Source organism: Abditibacteriota bacterium (genome assembly GCA_017552965.1).
In the GTDB taxonomy this organism is placed as follows: Bacteria; Armatimonadota; UBA5829; order UBA5829; family UBA5829; genus RGIG7931.
Genome location: JAFZNQ010000009.1, coordinates 1 through 20,264 on the forward strand (window position 1 = coordinate 1; position 20,264 = coordinate 20,264).

Here is a 20,264-nt window from a genome sequence, read left to right on the forward strand (position 1 = left end):
GGGCACCTACGCTATGACGGACTTCAAGAAGCCCGCCTCCAATACTTATCTGGAGAGCTATTCAGTGACTCTTTCCAACCACAAGGAGGAAGAGGTCACAGTGGACGTGTACGAGCGGGTGTGGGGCGACTGGTCCGTGACTGCCTCCAGTGTGGAGCACAAGAAGATCGACGCCCAGACCATCACCTTCCCGGTGAAGATCCCGGCCGACTCTTCAGTGACCCTCACCTATACCATCAGGACCAAATACAATTAGACACAGGGCCGCAGCCTGACGGCTGCGGCATTTTTTTACTATGAATACGAGACAAAGAATCAAAGCCATATTGAACATGGAAAGGTGCGACAGGCTGCCGGTGGTCCATTTTTCCTACTGGCAGCAGACCGTGGACAAATGGGCCGGGGAGGGATATATCCCCCGGGAGATAGCGGATACCGGCGACTACAGCCTGATATTCGATACAGTCAACAAGCAGTTGGGCTGGGATCAGGATTTCGGCAATTCCGTGTGCTTCTTTAATATGGGCCTTGCGCCCTGGTTCACTCCCGGTGTGGTAAAGGAGTTCCCCGACGGTTCGCAGCACGTCATGAACGGCGCCGGAGTCACCGTCCTTCAGAAGCCGGACACTGTCTCCATACCCAAGGAGATCGACCATTTGCTGAAGGACAGGGCCAGCTACGAAGAGCATTTTCGTCACAGGATAGAGTTTTCCATGGAGCGCTACGGAGCAAATCCGGCTCTTGTGGCCATTGTGGAGGACCCGGACAGAGATTTTCATCTCGGTCTCCATGCGGGCAGTATATACGGCACTCTGCGGGACTGGATCGGAGTAGTGGGCATATCCTATATGATGGTGGACGACCCCGAGCTGCTGAGAGAGATCATCGACGCCTTTGCCGACATGCAATACAGGTGTGTGGAATACACTCTGGAGCATGTGACTGACAAGTTTGACGCGGGCTCCATGTGGGAAGATATATGCTTCAAAAACGGACCTCTTATCCGCCCGGAGCTTTTCAGAGAGTGGTGCGCTCCTCATTACGCCCGACTGAGCTCCCTGTTTCATAAGCATGGCATCCGCAACATTTATCTGGATTGCGACGGCTGCATAGACAAACTGGTCCCCATATGGGTGGACAACGGCGTCAACGTCATGTTTCCCATAGAGGTGGGGACCTGGGGCGGCTCCTACGCCCGCTTCAGGGAGATGTGCGGCACCCGGGTCCGGGGCGTAGGGGGCATGGACAAGCGGGTATTTGCCTATGACAGAAAGGCCATAGACGATGAGATCGAGCGGCTGAAGCCCATTATAGCCCTGGGCGGCTTTATTCCCTGTCCGGACCACAGGATAGCTCCGGACGCCAAATACGAGAACGTGCAGTATTACGTGGACAAGATGCACGAGCTTGTCTTCTGATATACGTGCGGCCCTGACGCAAGTCAGGGTCGCTCGTTTGTCTATTCCGCGAAGATCTCCGTTACCTCATGCTCTTTGCAGGTCTTCGATCTGATCCCTTCTTCCGAGGTCTCAAAGTCGGGGGAGACGTCCTCCTGTCCCCACACGTACAGCCGGTCGCCTTCCACCCATATATGGACGGGGCCGTTTTTCATGTTCAGGTTGGAGACGCCGCCGTCCCTGAGGATGACTGCCATGGGCTTTCCTTCGCTGAGCCATAAGTTGTTCAGCCACATACAGCTGTCGATGACGTTGGCGCAGCCGAATATGGAAGGCACTACGCCCTCGGGCCTGATCTCGCCGCCGTTGTTGTAGCTCTCGGCAAATTCGCCTGCCTCCGTGATGTCTCTCAGGGTGCTTTCGGCGATAAGTACGGCGTCGTCAAACCTGCCGCACCAATACAGGCCCCTCATAAGCAGCTGTCTCGAAGGGTGTTTGGAAAAGTTTTCCAGCAGCAGAGGTCTTGTCCGTTCCAGCTTTTCGTCAAACAGGGCAAGAAGGCTCTTTTTCTCAGGTTCGCCCAGTATGTCATAGGCCAGAGACAGGGCCACCAGAGTCCAGGTATTGTGGGCGCCCATGGGCTCGGATCTGTATACTCTGTGAGCGTCGCCGCCTCTTTCCTTCCAGAACCATTTCACCATGTCTTCATAGAGCCGGGAGCGCATGTCGGTGAAATATGCCGTATCCCCGTTTTTCAGCGCATTGCATATCTTCATCATATATCCCATGTCCGTGAGAGCGTGAGTCACGAATTCTATGTCTTTTTCGGCGGGGTCCGTCAGGTCCTTGTATATCCATCTGGGGTCCCGGCTCTTCCATTCGAGGATCTTTTTCATGCCGGGATACAGCTCCGCCAGCTTTTCTTTGTCGCCTGTGAGAGAGTAGAGTATCCATGCGCTCTGGCAATGCCTTGAGGGCAGCCCCTCTCCGCCTATGGAGCCCTGTTCGTCTGCCAGGGATATGATGCCTGCCAGAGAGTCCCAGGCTTCATCGGGCATGACGTATGCGGCAAACTGTACCGCTATCACCGATTCCCACTGGGCAGAGGCTCTGGCTGCAGGGTGCCCTTCGGACCAGAGAGAGGGCTTGCCGCAGGCAAACTGCACGTGGTCATATCCGTTTTCTGGCTGCGGTGGGAGTAGGTCCTGCATGAGGAAGGTCCAGGCCTTGTAGTACATCCTCTCGTATCGTTCCTCCGACGTGAAGCCGTTGATTTCGTCCTCCGGCAGCTCGGGCATGCGTGTGAGTCCAAAGCTTTGGGGCATGGGGACTCCGGAGAGCAGCTCGTCCCACTCTTCGACTCTGTTTTCGAGTGATGCGTTCAGAATGTCGGTGCGGCAATAGCTGCGGGCTTTGTCGATCAGCTCGTCTGTGACCTGTCCTCCGGGAACGAAAAGGGCGGAGGTATTGATCATGTCTCCCTGCCTGACATCGCCGAACCTGACGGTCCAGAAGGTCCCGTCTTCGCCGGAGGAGGGCTTGCCGGAGAGATAATCGGTGAGGTCGTCATAGAGCACCGGCCGCGCGTCTCCGCTGAAGCCCACAATGAGGGAATATGCGGGGTGCCTGAGTATCAGATAGCCTTCGCCGGGGATGATGCTGCCCTTGCTCCAGGCTCCCTGCAGCTGCAGATCGCTGCCTGCTGCCGTGACTATGGTCCTCTGGACCACCGTATCCGCGTCGGCAAACCAGGTGGTCTGTCTCAGGGAAGTGTGTCTCGTGTCGGACACACAGGCCGTGGTGATCTGGCTGGGCTGCCAGAACAGGGTGGTCTTTTCAAAGGCTTCGGCTCCGGGGGCGATGCTGCCGAGGGTCAGGTCACTTACGTCTATTTTGCAGCCCGGCTTGCCTATGGTGAAGAGCCTCAGATAGATCTTTTTGCCGCCTGTGTCGGGTAAGTATTTTCTCAGGTCGAATACAAAGAGGCCTTTTTCGTGACAGCCTGCGTTTATATCGACGTCATGCTCCCCCTCCAGGCCGGCCTTGATGCCCCATTGGACGTCGTCATCGCCTTCGATGTTCAGAAATACCAGAGGAGTCCGGGAGAGATCTGCCTGGATGGGCTCGCTCTCGATAAAGCCGTATTTTTCCTTTTGCTGGGTGATATGGATGACTGCGCCCTCTATGACGCCGGCGGAGCCCGTGTCCCGCCATTTCAGACGGGTGAGGTCCACGCTGTCCTTTGACAGTACAGCATCCTGCCCTATATCCGCAGCTACAGGCTTCCAGCTCCAGATGTCAGGGACCCGTTCGGGATACTCTCCGTAAAAATAGCCCGCATTGAGGACAGAGCTGGCCATAGCCCCCTCGGAAAGGTGGGGGACCAGCGCTCCCGTGTGGGATATGCCTGTGGGGTTCAGGACTATCCGGCTCATGGGGATGGAGAGCCATCGGGGCCGGGTCACCTTTTCCTTCAGATCGCTGTCTGTGACGGCAAATAACCCTGAGGCCAGGCCCGAGAGCAATAATGCCTGTAAAAAGAAGATAAGCAGTTTCATGGGATTCTCCGGGAAGGTCTTATGTCATTTCTATTGTACACTTTTTGCCCGTGGTTATCAAATCTCTCCGCCGGATTTGACCTGCAGATAATTGCCTGATACAAGGCCGATATGTTATAATAATATTGTATACTATACCGGAGAATGTCCATGAAATCATACACCAAATACCTTTGGTTCAATACCCCAAATAAGCGCGAGCTCGTCAATATCACCGGAGAATGCGAGGACTTTTTGTACGAAAGCGGAGTCAAAGAAGGCTTTATGCTGGTGTCCGCCATGCATATCACTGCCGGAGTGTGGATCAACGACAACGAGCCCGGCATCCTGGCAGACGCCATGGATATGCTGGAAAGACTGGCTCCCGAAGGCCCCGATTACAGGCATCACAGAACCGGCGAGGTCAACGGACACGCTCACCTCAAGAACCTGCTTACCCACAATCAGGTGATACTGCCCATTACCGACGGCGAGCTGGACTTCGGTCCCTGGCAGACTGTATTTTATGCCGAGTTTGACGGGCAGAGAAGAAAAAGAGTCCTTCTGAAGATCATCGGTGAATAGATCATGATGAATTATCTGACCAGGCTCATAGGGAGGTTTTCGCGAAATATCGGCGTCGATCTGGGGACCGCCAATACCCTTGTCCACGTCAAGGGCAAGGGGATATTGCTCAATGAGCCTTCCCTTATCGCCATAGACGCCGACACCCGCCAGGTCCTGGCAGTAGGCAACGAAGCCAAGACCATGTACGGCAGGACCCCGGGCTCCATCATAGCCAACAGACCCCTCAAGAGCGGTGTCATAGCTGATTATGATCAGACTCTGGAGATGCTCAAGTATTTTATCCGCCGTGTCAGCGCCTCCAGCGGCTTTTTCCCCGCAGTGTGCATCGGTATCCCTTCGGGTGTGACCGAGGTGGAGGAAAGAGCTGTGCGCGAGGCTGCGATCCATGCCGGAGCCAGCGAGGCCTTCACCATCGAAGAGCCTCACGCTGCGGCTCTCGGCGCCGGATTGCCCGTGGACGAGGCCAACGGCAGCATGATACTTGATATAGGCGGAGGCACCAGCGAGGCCGCGGTCATGTCCCTGGGAGGCGTGGTGGCCAGCAGATCCGTGCGCACTGCAGGCGACAAGCTGGACGACGATATCCTGGAGTATATGAAAAAGGAGATGGGGCTTCTCATCGGAGCCAAGACCGCCGAGGATATCAAAAAGAACATCTGCTCCGCTTTTCCTCTGGAAAACGAACTCAAATATGAGGCTAAAGGCCGTGACATAGTCACCGGCCTGCCCCGCTCGGTGACAGTCAGAAGCGAAGCCGTAAGAGAATGCTGCATGGAGCACTTCAGGGAGATAGTGGATACAGTCAGGCTCACTCTGGAGGTGACTCCCCCCGAGCTGGCTGCGGATATCATGGAAAACGGTCTGTATATGGCCGGTGGCGGAGCTTATATCAAGGGGCTCAACAAGCTGATCAGCAAGGAGCTGAGCATCCCCGTGTATATAGCCAACGACCCTCTGAATTGCGTGGTCATGGGCGCCGCTATTGCTATCGAAGAAATGGACCGCTCGCCGGTTTTGAAAAAGGTACTGTCCAACTCTTCCTACAGAGCAGACAGACTGAGCTGATGAACGTAAAAGCTCCGGCGGTATATATAGTCGTATTTATCGTGCTTCTTGCAGCGGGCAGAGCTCTTATCCTGTCCGACGGCAGCCGTATGTCGGCCGTATCCAACGCTTTGGGCGTCATGTTTCAGCCGGCGAGATCCGCTCAGAAGTATGTGCGGGGCTCCTTTGAGGGCCTCAGACTATATTGCTCCTCCAAGGCGTCTCTTGCAAAAAAAGTGGCGAGACTTGAAGAGGAGAACCGCAGACTGAAGGACCGCGCAGCCACCGACCGGTATTACAAGAAGCGCGTGACCGATCTGGAAGAGCTGCTGGAGATCAAAAGCTTTACTGCCTTTGACACAGTGTCTGCAGACGTGATGTATCATTCCGCCAGCTCCTGGTTCCACACCTTCACCGTCAACGCCGGCACAGAGGACGGAGTGTCCAGAGGAGACGCAGTCTTCAACTCTTCCGGCCTTATAGGACAGGTGGTGGAGACAGGCAAAAACATGTCGGTGGTGTCTTCCATCACAGAGGGCGGCAGCTCCGTGGGCGGGATGATCGACCGGTCCGGGACCCGTGGCCTCGTCCAGGGCAGCTATTCCGGCTATCTGTACCTCAACTATCTCCCCTCCGACGCTGACGTCAAAAAGGGCGACTTGTGCTCCTCCAGCGGCGACGGCAGGCTTATCCCTCCCGGCATTCCCATAGGAAAGGTGGTCTCGGTCTCCCCGGACAAGACTACCGATACCAAGATAGCAAAGGTGCGGCCGTTCGTTCGTGTGGACCGGCTCCGGAGCGTGCTGATAGCGGTGCATGAGCATGAAAGATAAAAGGCTCGGCTATATAGTCTGCCTGGTGGCAGTGTTTCTTCTGCAAAGGCTGCTGGGCGTCAGCTGGCGATCTGTATATCCCGACCTGCAGCTGGTGGTGCTTATCTTTATCTGCGTCAGGATGGATTCGGTCTTCGGCATCCTGTTCGGTATGTTGTCAGGACTGCTGAACTATACTGCCAGCGGCACCGGCTTCGGAGCCCTGCTGGTGGCAGGCTGCGCCGCCGGCTTTCTGGCCTCCAACCCTGCCAGGCTGCTGTCCCGCAGCAGCGGCATCACAGTCCTGGTGTCCGTGATATGGATCACCTGCGTCTACAATGCCATACTCTATTTGTTCGCTCCCAGAGATATTACCGATCTTGCGGTGCTTACAGGCATGCAGGTCCTGGCCAATGCGGCTGCCGCGCTGGTCATATGGGGCCTCATGTTCCTCTTCGGCGGAAGGTCTGCCGTGTACGTAAAAGCATGAAAACAGTGATAGTTACAGGCGCCTCGGGCAAGCTGGGGCCGGTGGTGCGCAGTCTGTTTGAGGAAAAAGGATGGCAGGTGCTCTCTCAGTACAATACCTGCTCCTGCGCCGGCAGGTCTATCCCGGCTGATTTCAGAGTCATGAGCGCAGACTCTTTTGTCCGCAGGTGCCATGACATGACAGGTGACGCCGACTTGCTGGTCAACTGCTTTTCTTCCTACGAGGCGAGCTCTATTGCCCACAGCACCTGGGAGACTTTTTCCGGAGAGCTCTTTCTCAATGCCTGGCAGCCCTTTGATCTCTGTCGCTCCTTCTTCTCTCTGAATCCCGGCTCCTGCGCGGTCAACGTGCTGGACACCCGGATCACTGGCTCGGACCCGGAGCATTTTGAATACCATATGTCCAAATCCCTTCTCCGGGACCTGACGGTGGAGCTGGCCCGGGCGTACGCTCCCTTGCACAGGGTAAACGCCGTGGCTCCCGGACTTACGGAGACGGGCAGCGGCAGGGCTCTTCCCCTGCAAAGACCCGGGACCTATGAGGATATTGCCCGGGCTATCCTGTATCTTGCAGAGGCGGAATATACTACCGGGCAGATAGTTTTCGTTGACGGAGGCAGACATATAAGAGGCTGAATATGGACAAGATACATCTCACCGGTATTACCGCCGATTGTATTATAGGAGTATTCCCCGAAGAGCGCGCCCGGCCCAGGACCGTGGTGGCGAGCCTGTCTCTGTGCGCCGATCTGTCCCGGGCTGCCGCCTCCGACGACATACGGGATACCATAGACTATTTTGGTCTGTGCGTCCGCATCAGGCAATATATGGGCGCTTCTTCCTTCATGCTCCTGGAAAGCCTTGCCGAGGGGATAGCCCGGATAGCTCTGGATGAGGGAGCCTGCGGAGTCAGGATATGGGTCAGTAAGCCCGGGGCCATGGAAGGCGCAGATGCCAGAATAGAGATCACGAGAGGCAATTATGAATAGAGAAAGGATAGCCGAGCTGGTTCGGCAGATACTCGTAGAAATAGGAGAGGACCCCTCCAGGGAGGGACTTTTGGCTACGCCGGAAAGAGTGGCCAAAAGCTATGAATTCCTGTTTCAGGGCTACGACAAGGACCCCGAGGCCATTATCAACAGCGCCAGATTTTCTCAGGAAAACGACAACATGATCGTGGTCCGGGATATAGAGATCTACAGCATGTGCGAGCACCATATGCTGCCGTTTTTCGGCAAGTGTCACGTAGGCTATATATCCAAGGGCAAAGTGCTGGGGGTGAGCAAGATAGCCCGCATAGTGGACCTCTATGCCCGACGTCTCCAGATACAGGAAAATCTCACACGTCAGATCGCAGAGGAGATACTCAGCTCCATAGACGCTATGGGGGTGGGAGTGGTCATTGAGGCTCAGCATCTGTGCATGATGATGAGAGGGGTGGAAAAGCAGAATTCGCAAATGACCACCTCCTGCATGCTGGGTATTTTCAGGAAGAACCAGTCCACCAGAAACGAATTTCTTTCACTCATCCGAAACAAATGATAAGTCGTCTGCCGTCTTACATTATGTATATCGGTCGATGATTTATTATTAAAAATATGTTATAATATTACTGTATCTCTCGGATACCGTAAACGTGATTTATTATTCAGGAGGTGTTGATGTGGCACTTGCCATCAGCGTAAAAGACTTCTGCAAAAAATATGAAGACAGAAGAGATAACAAGAATGCGGTGGAGAATATCAGCTTTGAAGTAGAGCAGGGCGAGATCTTCGGTTATATCGGCCCCAACGGAGCCGGCAAGACTACTACCATCAAGACTCTGCTGGGGCTTCTGCACCCCACTTCGGGAGAGATCACTCTCCTGGGCAGGAAGCTGGGCGACGTGGAGATCAAGGCGCGTATTTCCTATCTCCCTGAAAACCCGTATTTTTACGAGCATATGTCGGCTTATGAGATCCTGGATTTTTATGCTCAGCTTTTCAAGATACCCGCTGCAGACAGAAAGAAGAAGATCCCGGAGCTGATAGACAGAGTCGGACTCAGCAAGGACGACGCAAAAAGGACTCTGAAAGAGTATTCCAAGGGTATGCTCCAGAGAGTAGGTATAGCGCAGACTCTTCTCAACGACCCCGAGCTGCTCTTTTTGGATGAGCCCACCTCCGGACTGGACCCCATAGCTCACAAGGACATCCAGGACATCATTCTGGACATGAAGAAGGCCGGCAAGACCGTGTTCATGTCTTCCCATCAGCTGTCCGATGTGGAGAGAGTGTGCGACAAGGTGGCCATCATCAACAAGGGACACGTGGTGACCTGCGGCGCCATGGAAGAGCTGCTGCAGGCCGGTATCACCGTGGTATCCTTTGACAACGGCAACGACGAGCTCAGGAATGCAGTCCGTCCTCTGTGCGACCACCTGTCCGAAGACGGTCACAGGACTCACGCTTACGTGAAGGAATACAAGGACGTGTATACCGTCATAGATCTCGTGCAGAAGAACAATGCCAGTCTGGTATCCGTGGTCCCTCAGAAGCAGTCCCTCGAAGATTTGTTCGTTGAAATAGTACGGGGAGGTAAATAAATGATTTCCTGGATAATAGCAAAAACCACCTTTGGTGATGCCATGCGTCAAAAGACCCTGCAGATATTCCTGATCGTGGCTCTGGCGCTGATCATCATGTCCTTTGCTTTTGCAAATACTCTGACGTTTACCACTCAAAGCGCTACCGGCGACCTGTCCTTTATCAAGAACTTCGGTCTGGGAATGATCACCCTTGCCGGCATCCTCATATGCGTTATGACCGGCGTGTATATGATACCCAGAGAAGTGGAGCGCAAGACTATATATACCATCCTGTCCAAGCCTGTCAACAGGTGGGAATTCATCCTGGGCAAGATGATAGGCTGCTGGCTCACTCTTGCCGCCGCCGTGGGTCTCATGGGCGTCATATTCGTATTGATCGTCACCTGCAAGGCCATGCTGCTTTCCGGCAGCAACGCCGCCTCCAGCACCGCTGTGGCGGCCGGACTCAAGGATGCTGCTGCGGGAGCGCATATTCAGATATTTGACATCAACATGGTGTACGGCGTGATCCTGGCCTATCTTCAGTCGGCGCTGCTCTCCAGCGTGATCATCATGTTTTCGGTGATAGTGACTCCTACCGTCAACTTTTTCCTGGGTATCGGCGTGTATATAGTCGGCTCTCTCATCACCATCATAGAGACCCTGAAGAACACTGCCACCGACCTGTCGCCCGTGATCAAGTTCCTGTACAACGTGTTTTATATGATCATACCCAACTTTGATCTTTACAACGTGACGAACACGCTGCTGCACCCCAACGCCAATCCCGTGACCTGGGGTTATATCGGATATCTGCTCATCTATTCGCTGTTTTATTCCCTGATGGCTACTCTGATAGCGATCATCGTGTTTTACAACAAGGAAGTGTAATGACCCATGAAATCAGATAATAGCAAAAAACTTCTCGTAGCAGGAGTGATACTGTGTCTGGTTCTCAGCGCTGTCATTGCACACAAGGTCCGCCCCTTATACGGCATGATGGGCGGCAACAGCATCGATCTGTCTCTTGCGGTGGATATCAAGAACGCCAGAGAAGAGATCAAGATGATCGAAGAACAGCTGAAGACAGCCGCAGATGACACAGACAAGATCAAAGCCCTGACAGACAAGAAGTCCGAGCTGGAACAGAAGATCATCGACAACACCAAGCGTCAGGAAGAGATGAACAGTCTCCTGCTGCAGATGCCCGGTCAGTTCATGTTCGCTATGTTTTCCGGCTTCAAGGACGTGATCTCCGGCGCTCTGTGGGTGAGAGCAGACGAGTTTTTCCACAGCGGCAATTATGAGCAGATCATCCCGCTGGTGAGACTGGTCACATGGCTCGACCCTCATAATATCGACGTGTTCAACACGGGCGCCTGGCATATGGACTACAACTTCACCGACTCCTCCGAAAAGTCGGACAAGAGAAACATAGCTCTGTCCGTTCAGCTTCTCAAGGAAGGCATCGCCAAGAACCCCGACAGGTGGGACCTGTATTTCGAGCTTGGCTGGGTGCACTACCAGAAAAAGCTGGAGGATTATGAGAATGCTGCCAAATACATGAAGATGGCCACCCAGCATGACGGATACGACTCCAACACCGGTAAAAGGATCCCCCGGCCTGAGTTCGTCGAAAGAATGCTGGCCCACGCTTATGAGCAGTGCGGCGATATAGACAGCGCTATCAGAGAATGGCAGGTAGCCTATGCCCGCTCGGAGACCCTCCTGAAAAACAAGGACACCTCTATGGACTGGTCAGCCGGTACCGAGAGAGAGCTGATGGTCATCAACAAGAACCTCTCTCTGATGTATCTGCGCAAGGCCTGGCGTTACGGTGATATGACTGCCTACAAAAAAGGCATCGAGCTGGCCAAAAAGACCGACCATGCCGCCTGGGCAGTGGAAGGCGCCGAGAAGGACTACAATGCCAGACTGGCATCGGGAGCTCCCTTCGGTGATGCGTCCAAGCCCGTGGATGCCGGCTTTACGGCCACTTACAAAAAGGTGAAGCCCGGTGTTCTCAATTTCAGCGGTACCATCAATATGATTCCGGTAGCTGAATACAAGGGGCTCTCCTCCGAGTGCTTTACCAAATTTTATGCCGACGCCTCTGCAAAGGGCGAACAGTGGAGAGATACCTGCCGCGTGTTCTGGAGATTGTCCGACGAATACTACGTGGACAATCTGGCCGAAGGCTCCTGGGAAAGAAATCCCAATGAGACCCTTATGTGGGACAGCCTCTACGTCAAGAACGGCAAGTTCTCCGAGACGGTGGACTTTTCACGCAAGGAAGACAAGGCTTTTTATCCCTTTGCAGCCCAGAAGTACAAGCTGGTCTTTTGGTTCGTGCCCCGCGGCAGCTGCTGCCCCGAATTCGTTCAGGACAGGATAGGCTGGAACGGCGAAGCTCTGACCGGCAGCAATTTGAAGCGTAATTTTGTGGGAGACAAAAACGCGGTCGTCATAGAATACGACCTTGACAAGAGCGATATATTCTGATAAAATAGAAGAGTATTAGAGTTTGTGGCTAATATCTGACGGAATCCTACGGTGGTCTGATTTGCGAACCTCGTCAGGACAGAGATGGAGCAGCGATAAGCAAAAAACGCATGCGATAGGAAGCTCCGTCAGATATTAGCCACAAACTATTTTGATATATGGTTATAAATAACGCCGTGCTGGCTGTCAGCGATCTGGCTACGGATTACGACTCCGAGCACAACTCACTGGAGATGCGTCTCCTCTGCGAAAGCGCGGGGGTCACAGTGCTGGACGAGTACCATTTCAAGCGCAGGAATCCCGATCCCGAGTCATACATGGGCTCGGGCAATGCGGAGTCTCTCAAGTGGTTATGCGCAGAGCTGGGCGCCGATCTGGTCATTTTTTCCGAGGATCTCTCTCCCAATCAGATACGCTATCTGGAAAACGTCACGGACACCAGAGTGGTGGACAGGACCCAGCTGATACTGGATATATTTGCCTTGCGCGCTCATTCCAATGAGGGCAAGCTGCAGGTGGAGCTGGCTCAGCTGCAGTATCTGCTGCCCAGACTCACCGGCAAGGGCGTAGAGATGTCCCGGATCAGCGGCGGAGCCGGCGTCGCCGCCAGAGGTCCCGGTGAGACCAAGCTGGAGACTGACAGACGGCGTATCAGGCAGAGGATAGGGGCCCTGAAAAAGAAGATAGCCGATATCTCCGACAAGCGTTCGGTCTCATCCCAGCAGCGGAAGGGGCTTCACATCCCGTCAGCCTGTCTGGTGGGCTACACCAGCGCCGGCAAGTCCACTCTGATCAATCTGCTGTCCGGCTCTCTTGTCCTCACAGACCAAATGCTGTTTTCCACTCTGGACAACACCTGCAGAAGGGCTTCTGTTCCCGGCGGCTCGGATTTTCTCATCACCGATACGGTGGGATTTATTTCCCGGCTCCCATACAGTGTCATAGCAGCCTTCAGGGCTACCATCAGCGAAGCTCTGGACTGTGATTTTCTGATCCACGTGGCTGACGCCTCCGACAGAGCCTTTTCCCATCATATCCAATCAGTCCGGGATATACTTGCCGACATGGGAGCAGGGGACAAGCCTGTGATCACAGTGTTCAACAAGTGGGATCTGGTGCAGGATAAGGACTTCGTCCTCAGGCTGCGGGACCGTACTCCGGATTCTGTAGTCATATCCGCAGAGACCGGCTACGGGCTGGATGAGCTGTATCTTCGGATCACAGACACCATCAACGCACTGTTTGTGCCGGTCCGCGTGCTCATACCCTACGAATGCGGCAAGATGCTGTCGCTGCTCCACAGCAAGGGTCTTGTGTCCAGAGAAGAGCATCTGGATTACGGGACTTATGCGGAGGCCCGGCTGCCCAGGTCGGTGGCCACTGTATTTCAGGATTATCAGGTGTAACTATGGTATGTACCTTGAAGAAGAACAAAGTGTATTATACAGACGAAGGCAAGGGACCGGCTGTGCTGTTTCTTCCCGGCCCCGATGCCCGTCCCCGGGTATGGCACCATCAGGTGTCGGAATTGTCGGGCTCCTTCAGGGTGCTCAGGCTGGATTTTTCGGGCATTGATGCAGGAGCTGCCACCCTCCACGATCTCATCGCGATCATAGACGAGTTTACCCTGTTCAAGGAGCTCCGGCAGGTGTTTGTTGCCGGGTGCGGAGTAGGGGGCTATCTGGCCTGCGCCTACGCTCTGAGGCATCCGGGTATGACCAACGGCGTCATCGTTTCTTCTGTGTGCTGCATGGGCTCCGTCACAGACACCATCAGGTACTACCTGCCCGAATACCAAAGTCCCAAAAACTCCTTTCTCAGGACTATTGACGGTCTGCTGGGGAAAAAGGACCGGTCTTACTTCTTGTACAGGCTCTATTCGCTGCTGAAAAACGAGCAATACCTGCTTACGGAGATGTCATCTCTTATGATGCCTCTTCTCATCATAAACGGTGAAAAAGAGAGCGAAGAGGTCCACCGGCTCTCCGCCGCCCTTGCCGCCGCCGGCGAGGGGATCACTATGGAGGTCATAGAAGGAGCGGACAAACTTCCCAATGAGGAGCAGCCGGATCGCTACAACATGCTGGTGGAGGATTTTATCCACAGCAATATTTCTCCTTTATAATCATGACAGACACACACGCGCATCTCAATGACGAACGCTTTGCAGGGGATCTGGCAGACACTATCGCAAGAGCTGCCGAAAAAGGCGTAGGCAGTATCCTCGTATGCGGCTGGGATATACCCTCCGGCCGTCAAGCGGCGGATATGGCCGCCGCCTATCCCTCCGTGTATGCTGCGGCGGGGGTCCATCCTCACGACTCGGAGAGCTGGAGCCCCGAGGCTGCAGAGGATATCAGAGAGCTCTCTGCCAAAGGCAGGATAGTGGCCGTTGGGGAGATAGGTCTGGATTACTACTACGATCTGGAGTTCAGGGAGTCTCAGCTCGTCTGCTTCAGGGAGCAGCTGAAGCTCTCTCTGGAGCTGGACCTGCCCGTATCCATCCACTCCCGCTGCGCCATGGAGGACACCATCGGAGCATTGAGAGAATATCCCGGAGTGAGAGGCGTGCTGCATTGCTTCTCCGGGACCATGGAGCAAATGAGCGACTTGCTTGATATGGGGCTCTATATAGGCGCAGCCGGCCCCGTGACCTTTAAGAGCTCTGAGGACCTGAGGAGCGTCATCAGATACGTGCCGGCGGACAGGCTGCTCCTGGAGACAGACTGCCCTTATATGGCACCCGCGCCTCTGCGAGGGCGGCGCAATGAGCCTTGGATGGTGTGTCACGTACTCGAGAAAATGGCCGGGCTTCTGAATATGGAGCCCGCTGACCTGGAGGCTCTCACAGACGACAATGCCCGCAGACTGTTTGGCCTTCGCGGATAGCATTCGGCCCGGGTGTTGTGATATAATAAGAAAGGCAGAGACTCAAGATCGGAGTATATATGGACCCTTTTTTTATCTACGTTATCATCATCGTCGCGGTAGCGCTGGCCTTTGATTATGTCAACGGTTTTCACGATGCGGCCAATGCAGTATCCACGGTCATAGCCACCCGGGTATTATCTCCGGGCGTGGCGGTGGTATATGCCGCTGCTCTGAACTTTGCCGCAGCCTTCTGGGGCAATCACGCCGTATCCGGCACCTTTGCAAAAGGTATCGTCAACAATGACGAGATAGGCAGGCTGCTCACGGCAGCAGGCCGCGGCGGCAGCTCCGAGGTGTTTTTTGCTTCCATAGTGCTCTGCGCTCTGCTGGGCGCCATAATATGGAATATAGTCACCTGGCTCATGGGGCTTCCCTCCAGTTCCTCTCACGCCCTGATAGGCGGATTTATCGGCTCCGTGCTTACGGGCTGCATGATCATTCTCCACACGATACACGGCGTCATATATTGGCTGAAGATAGCCCAGATATGCGCGTTTATAGTCATCGCTCCCTGCGCCGGTATGTTTTTGGGCTATTTTCTGATGATCTTCATGATGTGGATACTCAGAAGGCAGGGGCCCTTTACGGTGGACAAGCTCTTCAGAAAGATCCAGCTTTTATCCTCCGGCGCATACAGCTTTTCCCACGGCTCCAATGACGCCCAGAAGACTATGGGCATCATATTGTTTTTGCTCATATCTGCCGGCAAGCTGCCCGCAGACGTGGGTCCGGACAATATATGGTATGACCTGATCATGTTCGGCTGCTTCGGCTGTATCGCCGCAGGCACCCTCAGCGGCGGCTGGAAAATAGTGAAGACCATGGGGCTGAATATCACCAAGCTGAAGCCCGTCAACGGCTTTTGCGCCGAGGTCAGCGGCGCTATCAGCATCCTGACTGCTTCGCATCTGGGCATTCCAGTCAGCACCACACACGTCATTACGGGCGCCATCGTGGGCGTAGGCTCCGTCCGGAGGTTTTCGGCAGTCAGATGGGGCGTGGCAGGCAGGATCGTATGGGCATGGGTAGTCACCATCCCCGCTGCCGCCATAGTGGGAGCGCTGGCCTTTGTGATAGTCTGGCCAATCGTATTTTAGGAGGAAATATGGCTTTTAGTTTGATACCCAAGGACGACACGTTTTATGAGATGTTCTATCAGCAGATGGACATAGCATTCAAGGCAAGCTCGCTGCTGTTGGACGTCCTGCGCAACTTCTCGGATCAGGAGACCAGGATACGAGCCATCAAGGATCTGGAAAACAAGGGCGACGAGCTGGGACACGGGGTCATCGATCGTCTGAATACCACCTTTATCACCCCCATAGACAGGGAAGACGTGCTGGATATCTCCACCAAGGCGGACGATATCACAGACCTCATAGACGAGACAGCTGCCTCTCTGGTGCTCTACAACGTGGAAAACATCAGGATCGAAGCCGTGAGCATCACCGAGGTATTGGTGAATTGCTGCGAAAAATGCCGTGATCTGGTGCGCCTTATGGTGAATATCAGGGATATAGAGCCTATGAGGGCCTGCTGGATAGAGGTGAACCGTCTGGAAAACGTGGCCGACGGCATACACAAGGCTGCTGTCTCCCGCCTCTTCAAGGAAGAGAGCGATCCCATCGAGGTCATCAAGTGGGACAAGATCTACAACTCTTTGGAAGCCTGCATAGATCTGTGCGAGGATCTGGCGGCGAGCGTGGAGACTGTCGCCACCAAACATATATAAGGATTGCATTTTCGCCGTTAAAGTGATATAATCATAGTAGTGGCCGATTAGCTCAGGGGATAGAGCGTCTCCGTCCTAAGGAGAGCGTCGGGGGTTCGATTCCCTCATCGGTCACTTTTTTTGTGTGAGGTAAGCGTGTGAACGACATATCTTTTGACAAGCTGAACGAGAGGCAATACGAGGCCGTCACTGACACCGAGGGCCCGGTGCTGGTGCTTGCGGGCGCCGGTTCCGGCAAGACCCGTGTCCTGACTACCCGTATCGCTTATATTGTCAGCAAGGAGAAAGCCAAGCCCTACAACATACTGGCTGTCACGTTCACCAAAAAGGCCGCAGGAGAGATCCTCGGCCGTCTTGTCACTTATCTGGGGGAAACTGCCGGACATATATGGGCCGGCACCTTTCATTCCATATGCGTGCGCATACTGAGGGAATACGGTCAATACGAAAATATCGACAGGCGCTTCTCCATATACGACGATTATGATCAGGCCAAGCTCATCAAGGACATCGTGGAACGCCTGGGCTATGACCAAAAAAAATACGTGCCGAAATACGTGCTGCCCCGGATATCCAGAGCCAAGGAGCAGATGGTCCTGTCCGAGGATTATATATCCCGTCTGGGGGGCAAGGATGCGGCTCAGATCAGCAGGATCTACGGAGAATACACCAAAGCCCTGCGCAAAAACAACGCCTTTGATTTTGACGACCTGATATTTCAGGCTGTCAGGCTCCTGGAAAACCATCCGGAGGTCAGGGAGCATTATCAGAACAAATTCAGATACATCCACGTGGACGAGTATCAGGACATCAACTATTCCCAATACAGGCTGGTGTCTCTGCTGGCCGGCAAGTGGAACAATCTGTTTTGCGTGGGGGACGACGACCAGTCCATATACGGCTGGCGGGGCGCCGACGTGAGCATCATCCTCCGCTTTGAGGAGGATCACCCCAATTGCAGGATATACAAGCTGGAGCAGAATTACAGATCCTCGGGCAACATAGTCAAGGCAGCGGATGCGGTGATCCGGCGGCTCTCGGACAGGAATGACAAGCAGATCTGGACTGCCAATGAAGACGGGCAGCATCTTATGCTCATAGAGGCTTCCGACGGTGAAAACGAGGCGGTGCAGGTGTGCAACGCCATATGCGACAGCATGAGGCGCAACAACGCTTCCTACGGCGACTATGCCATCCTCTACAGGGCCAATCACATGAGCAGGGCTCTGGAGCATCAGCTGCGAAAAAACGGCATGAGATACACCATTGTCGGCAGCACCCGTTTTTACGAGAGAGAAGAGATAAAGGATATCCTGGCCTATCTGAAGGCCATCAACAATCCCTACGATGACGTCAGCCTGCTCAGGATCATCAACAAGCCTGCGCGCAGTATAGGCGACAAGACAGTTGACCAGCTGAGGAGCCTGGCAGAATCAAAGGGAGTGTCGGTGTATGAGAGCTTCAAATATCTGGCAGACTCGGACCTCTTCAGGGAGAGGCAAAAGACCACTATCACCCGGTTTGCTCTTCTCATAGACAAGTTTATCAGAGAAGCCTCATCCTGTCCCGTGAGCCAGCTGGTCCGGACCGTCTATGAAGAGTCAGGCATGAAGGCCGCTCTGGATCTGGAAGAGCCCGACGATGCCTACAGAAAGCCCGAGGCAGGCTCAAAAAAGGACAACATCCGTGAGTTCATCAGCTTTGCGGATGAATACACCAGAGATTATGAGGATCCGGATCTCACCGGCTTTCTGGAGCAGATCAGCCTGTCTGCAGACATCGATTCCTACGATGACGGCGCCGATGCCATATCTCTCATGACCGTGCACTCAGCCAAAGGGCTGGAATTCCCCTACGTGTATATCATAGGCCTCGAAGAGGGGATATTCCCCCATGAGCGCAGCCTCAACGATTCTTCCCAGCTCAGCGAAGAGAGGAGGCTCATGTATGTGGCAATGACCAGAGCCCAAAAGGAGCTCACTCTGTCCCGGGCCGAATTCCGCATCAACAACGGCGAAGCAAGGCGGCGGGACAAGTCTTCCTTTTTGGAGGATATCCCCGACCGGTTCTTTGGAATCGAAGGAGGCGGGACCGACCACAAAAAGCCATCCCTCTCGGAAGTGAAGGACAAGATCTCGGGCAGAGACCTGCCGGTAAAAAAACAAAAGAGCTTTCGGGCCGGCTGCAAGGTGATGCACCCACGGTTCGGCAAAGGGCTCGTTATCAATTGTCAGGGTGAAGGCGAGCGTGAGGTAGCGACGGTGGTATTTGACGACAACAAGGTCGGCATCAAGAAAATACTTACCCATGCGGTCCACATGGACAAAATATAGACAATAAGGCGGCTGTGATCATGTTATCACAGCCGCCTGCGGTTTATTTGAGGAATATCTCCACTACGGGGATCTCAGTGTTGGGCTTCAGTATAGGTATCCTGAATACGCGCTTGTCCAGATGGGCGCCTCCGGCGGGCAGGGAGCCTATACCCACCTCAGATGCGTCGTGGAGGAACTGAGCGTATTCCACCTTCTTTTCATCCAGTCCTTCTATGGAGAAATAACCCATGAAGGGATAATTCACCAGGTGGACGTAGAGTCTGTTTTTCTCCGGGTTGTAGGTGGTCAGAGCCCCGTCGGACACCTTGATGTCAAAGGGAGTCTGAGTACATCCGTATATGGAGCGGCTGTTGGAGTGCATCCATTTGCCTATGCCCTGCAGCCTCTCCACAGCTCTGTAATCAAATTCGCCGCGGCCGGTGGGTCCTACGTTCAGCAGCAGGTTGCCGCCCTTGCCCACGGTGTCGATGAGCATGGAGATCAGCTGTCTCACTGACTTCCAGCTGCTTTCGTCTCTGTGGTATCCCCAGGAGCCGGAGAAGGTCTGGCAGGCTTCCCACACCACCTTTTGGCCGTCCACCGTGATCCACTCAAAGGGCTGATACTGCTCGGGGGTGACGATGTCTCCGGAGCCGGGCAGATCCAGTCTGTCATCCAGGATCACCTCGGGCATCAGCTCCCGGATCATCTCAAGGAGCTTTTCGCTTTGCCAGTCGTCGCGTCCCTTGCCTATAAATCCGTCATGGGAGGGATAGCTGAAATCGAACCACATGATGTCTATCTTGCCAAAGCGGGTGAGCAGCTCTCTGACCTGTCCGTGGAGGTATTCCCTGTATCTGGACATATCCCTGTTTTCATTGAGCTTTGCTCTGTCGGGATGGTCTCTCAGGGCGTGCACGTCATCGATGATATAATCGGAATGGTGCCAGTCTATGAGGGAATGATAAAAGCCCGTCTTCAGGCCCCGGCCCTTGTAGGCGTCCACCATCATCTTAAGTATATCCTTGCCGTAGGGAGTGTTGGTACACTTATAATCCGTCAGATCGCTGTCCCAGAGGCAAAAGCCCTCGTGATGCTTGGTGGTGATGACAAAATACCTCATGCCTGCATTCCAGGCCAGGTCTGCCCACAGCTCGGGGTCGTAGAGATCGGGATCGAAATGCTTGAAGTACTTTTCGTACTGCTCGTTGGTCATCTTTTCGATCTGCTTGACCCATTCGTGTCTTGCGGGCAGGGCGTAGAGTCCCCAATGGATAAACATGCCGAAGCGGTCATGAGTAAACCATTTTGTATTGCCCTTGGTAGGCTTTACGTCGTACATAATGTGCTC

At 54.2% G+C, this 20,264-nt stretch carries 20 protein-coding genes, 1 tRNA gene and 1 other RNA gene; 20 read left to right on the forward strand and 2 right to left on the reverse strand.

The features are described from left to right. Positions 1 to 256: DUF4139 domain-containing protein (locus IK083_01000; protein MBR4748137.1), on the forward strand; the 256-nt coding region annotated here is incomplete at its 5' end. 40 nt (positions 257 to 296) lie between these two features. Further along, positions 297 to 1,418 (forward strand): hypothetical protein, encoded by a 1,122-nt coding sequence (locus tag IK083_01005; GenBank protein ID MBR4748138.1) that lies wholly within the window; start codon positions 297 to 299, stop codon positions 1,416 to 1,418. A 41-nt stretch (positions 1,419 to 1,459) separates the two neighbouring features. On the opposite strand, the gene IK083_01010 is transcribed toward IK083_01005, so the two are convergent. Then, on the reverse strand, positions 1,460 to 3,955 hold the full coding sequence (locus IK083_01010; protein ID MBR4748139.1) for a hypothetical protein: 2,496 nt from the start codon (positions 3,953 to 3,955) through the stop codon (positions 1,460 to 1,462). Between the two features lie 150 nt (positions 3,956 to 4,105). Here IK083_01010 and IK083_01015 point away from each other — a divergent pair, with 150 nt between their 5' ends. The 18 genes from IK083_01015 to IK083_01100 all read left to right on the forward strand — a co-directional run bounded on the left by IK083_01015 (position 4,106) and on the right by IK083_01100 (position 18,931). Next, positions 4,106 to 4,519 carry a secondary thiamine-phosphate synthase enzyme YjbQ gene (locus IK083_01015; GenBank protein ID MBR4748140.1) on the forward strand — a complete coding sequence of 138 codons (414 nt, stop codon included), beginning with the start codon at positions 4,106 to 4,108 and terminating at the stop codon, positions 4,517 to 4,519. 3 nt (positions 4,520 to 4,522) lie between these two features. Then, on the forward strand, positions 4,523 to 5,587 hold the full coding sequence (locus tag IK083_01020; protein MBR4748141.1) for a rod shape-determining protein: 1,065 nt from the start codon (positions 4,523 to 4,525) through the stop codon (positions 5,585 to 5,587). Then, entirely contained in the window at positions 5,587 to 6,399 is an 813-nt protein-coding gene (gene mreC / locus IK083_01025; protein ID MBR4748142.1) for a rod shape-determining protein MreC, read from the forward strand. Before IK083_01020 ends, mreC begins: the two co-directional genes overlap by 1 nt. Further along, a complete protein-coding gene (locus IK083_01030) occupies positions 6,389 to 6,868 on the forward strand; it encodes a hypothetical protein (protein MBR4748143.1) in 480 nt (159 codons plus the stop codon). Before mreC ends, IK083_01030 begins: the two co-directional genes overlap by 11 nt. Then, positions 6,865 to 7,503, forward strand: coding sequence for an SDR family oxidoreductase (locus IK083_01035; GenBank protein MBR4748144.1), 639 nt, complete (start codon positions 6,865 to 6,867; stop codon positions 7,501 to 7,503). The genes IK083_01030 and IK083_01035 overlap by 4 nt, the downstream gene beginning before the upstream one ends. Before the next feature lie 2 nt (positions 7,504 to 7,505). Beyond that, on the forward strand, positions 7,506 to 7,856 hold the full coding sequence (locus tag IK083_01040) for a dihydroneopterin aldolase (GenBank protein MBR4748145.1): 351 nt from the start codon (positions 7,506 to 7,508) through the stop codon (positions 7,854 to 7,856). Further along, complete coding sequence (gene folE / locus IK083_01045; protein MBR4748146.1) at positions 7,849 to 8,409, forward strand: GTP cyclohydrolase I FolE; 561 nt, start codon at positions 7,849 to 7,851, stop codon at positions 8,407 to 8,409. The genes IK083_01040 and folE overlap by 8 nt, the downstream gene beginning before the upstream one ends. A gap of 121 nt (positions 8,410 to 8,530) precedes the next feature. Continuing rightward, positions 8,531 to 9,451, forward strand: a complete 921-nt coding sequence (locus IK083_01050) for an ABC transporter ATP-binding protein (protein ID MBR4748147.1) — start codon at positions 8,531 to 8,533, stop codon at positions 9,449 to 9,451. Beyond that, positions 9,452 to 10,324, forward strand: a complete 873-nt coding sequence (locus IK083_01055) for an ABC transporter permease subunit (GenBank protein ID MBR4748148.1) — start codon at positions 9,452 to 9,454, stop codon at positions 10,322 to 10,324. Between the two features lie 6 nt (positions 10,325 to 10,330). Next, positions 10,331 to 11,935, forward strand: a complete 1,605-nt coding sequence (locus IK083_01060) for a hypothetical protein (GenBank protein MBR4748149.1) — start codon at positions 10,331 to 10,333, stop codon at positions 11,933 to 11,935. A gap of 36 nt (positions 11,936 to 11,971) precedes the next feature. Beyond that, an RNA gene (gene ffs, locus IK083_01065) (signal recognition particle sRNA small type) lies at positions 11,972 to 12,069 on the forward strand. 24 nt (positions 12,070 to 12,093) lie between these two features. Beyond that, complete coding sequence (gene hflX, locus IK083_01070; GenBank protein MBR4748150.1) at positions 12,094 to 13,341, forward strand: GTPase HflX; 1,248 nt, start codon at positions 12,094 to 12,096, stop codon at positions 13,339 to 13,341. Positions 13,342 to 13,343: 2 nt separating this feature from the next. Beyond that, positions 13,344 to 14,060: an alpha/beta hydrolase gene (locus tag IK083_01075; GenBank protein ID MBR4748151.1), complete on the forward strand. Its 717-nt coding sequence runs from the start codon at positions 13,344 to 13,346 to the stop codon at positions 14,058 to 14,060. A gap of 2 nt (positions 14,061 to 14,062) precedes the next feature. Beyond that, the gene (locus tag IK083_01080; protein ID MBR4748152.1) at positions 14,063 to 14,824 is read left to right on the forward strand and encodes a TatD family hydrolase; all 762 of its coding nucleotides are present in this window, start codon (positions 14,063 to 14,065) and stop codon (positions 14,822 to 14,824) included. A gap of 59 nt (positions 14,825 to 14,883) precedes the next feature. Continuing rightward, positions 14,884 to 15,963: an inorganic phosphate transporter gene (locus tag IK083_01085; GenBank protein ID MBR4748153.1), complete on the forward strand. Its 1,080-nt coding sequence runs from the start codon at positions 14,884 to 14,886 to the stop codon at positions 15,961 to 15,963. 8 nt (positions 15,964 to 15,971) lie between these two features. Next, on the forward strand, positions 15,972 to 16,598 hold the full coding sequence (locus IK083_01090; protein ID MBR4748154.1) for a DUF47 family protein: 627 nt from the start codon (positions 15,972 to 15,974) through the stop codon (positions 16,596 to 16,598). Between the two features lie 41 nt (positions 16,599 to 16,639). Further along, a tRNA-Arg gene (locus IK083_01095) sits at positions 16,640 to 16,712 on the forward strand. A 23-nt stretch (positions 16,713 to 16,735) separates the two neighbouring features. Beyond that, entirely contained in the window at positions 16,736 to 18,931 is a 2,196-nt protein-coding gene (locus IK083_01100; protein MBR4748155.1) for a UvrD-helicase domain-containing protein, read from the forward strand. 43 nt (positions 18,932 to 18,974) lie between these two features. On the opposite strand, the gene IK083_01105 is transcribed toward IK083_01100, so the two are convergent. Next, positions 18,975 to 20,258, reverse strand: coding sequence for an alpha-L-fucosidase (locus IK083_01105; protein MBR4748156.1), 1,284 nt, complete (start codon positions 20,256 to 20,258; stop codon positions 18,975 to 18,977). Between the last annotated feature and the right edge of the window lie 6 nt (positions 20,259 to 20,264).

Coding starts and splice junctions, on each gene's coding strand:
- IK083_01075 (MBR4748151.1), top strand. CDS start 13,344: ATGGTATGTACCTTGAAGAAGAACAAAGTGTATTATACAGACGAAGGC.
- IK083_01030 (MBR4748143.1), top strand. CDS start 6,389: ATGAAAGATAAAAGGCTCGGCTATATAGTCTGCCTGGTGGCAGTGTTT.
- IK083_01010 (MBR4748139.1), bottom strand. CDS start 3,955: ATGAAACTGCTTATCTTCTTTTTACAGGCATTATTGCTCTCGGGCCTG.
- IK083_01015 (MBR4748140.1), top strand. CDS start 4,106: ATGAAATCATACACCAAATACCTTTGGTTCAATACCCCAAATAAGCGC.
- IK083_01080 (MBR4748152.1), top strand. CDS start 14,063: ATGACAGACACACACGCGCATCTCAATGACGAACGCTTTGCAGGGGAT.
- IK083_01020 (MBR4748141.1), top strand. CDS start 4,523: ATGATGAATTATCTGACCAGGCTCATAGGGAGGTTTTCGCGAAATATC.
- folE (MBR4748146.1), top strand. CDS start 7,849: ATGAATAGAGAAAGGATAGCCGAGCTGGTTCGGCAGATACTCGTAGAA.
- IK083_01090 (MBR4748154.1), top strand. CDS start 15,972: ATGGCTTTTAGTTTGATACCCAAGGACGACACGTTTTATGAGATGTTC.
- IK083_01085 (MBR4748153.1), top strand. CDS start 14,884: ATGGACCCTTTTTTTATCTACGTTATCATCATCGTCGCGGTAGCGCTG.
- IK083_01060 (MBR4748149.1), top strand. CDS start 10,331: ATGAAATCAGATAATAGCAAAAAACTTCTCGTAGCAGGAGTGATACTG.
- IK083_01055 (MBR4748148.1), top strand. CDS start 9,452: ATGATTTCCTGGATAATAGCAAAAACCACCTTTGGTGATGCCATGCGT.
- hflX (MBR4748150.1), top strand. CDS start 12,094: ATGGTTATAAATAACGCCGTGCTGGCTGTCAGCGATCTGGCTACGGAT.
- IK083_01005 (MBR4748138.1), top strand. CDS start 297: ATGAATACGAGACAAAGAATCAAAGCCATATTGAACATGGAAAGGTGC.
- mreC (MBR4748142.1), top strand. CDS start 5,587: ATGAACGTAAAAGCTCCGGCGGTATATATAGTCGTATTTATCGTGCTT.
- IK083_01040 (MBR4748145.1), top strand. CDS start 7,506: ATGGACAAGATACATCTCACCGGTATTACCGCCGATTGTATTATAGGA.
- IK083_01035 (MBR4748144.1), top strand. CDS start 6,865: ATGAAAACAGTGATAGTTACAGGCGCCTCGGGCAAGCTGGGGCCGGTG.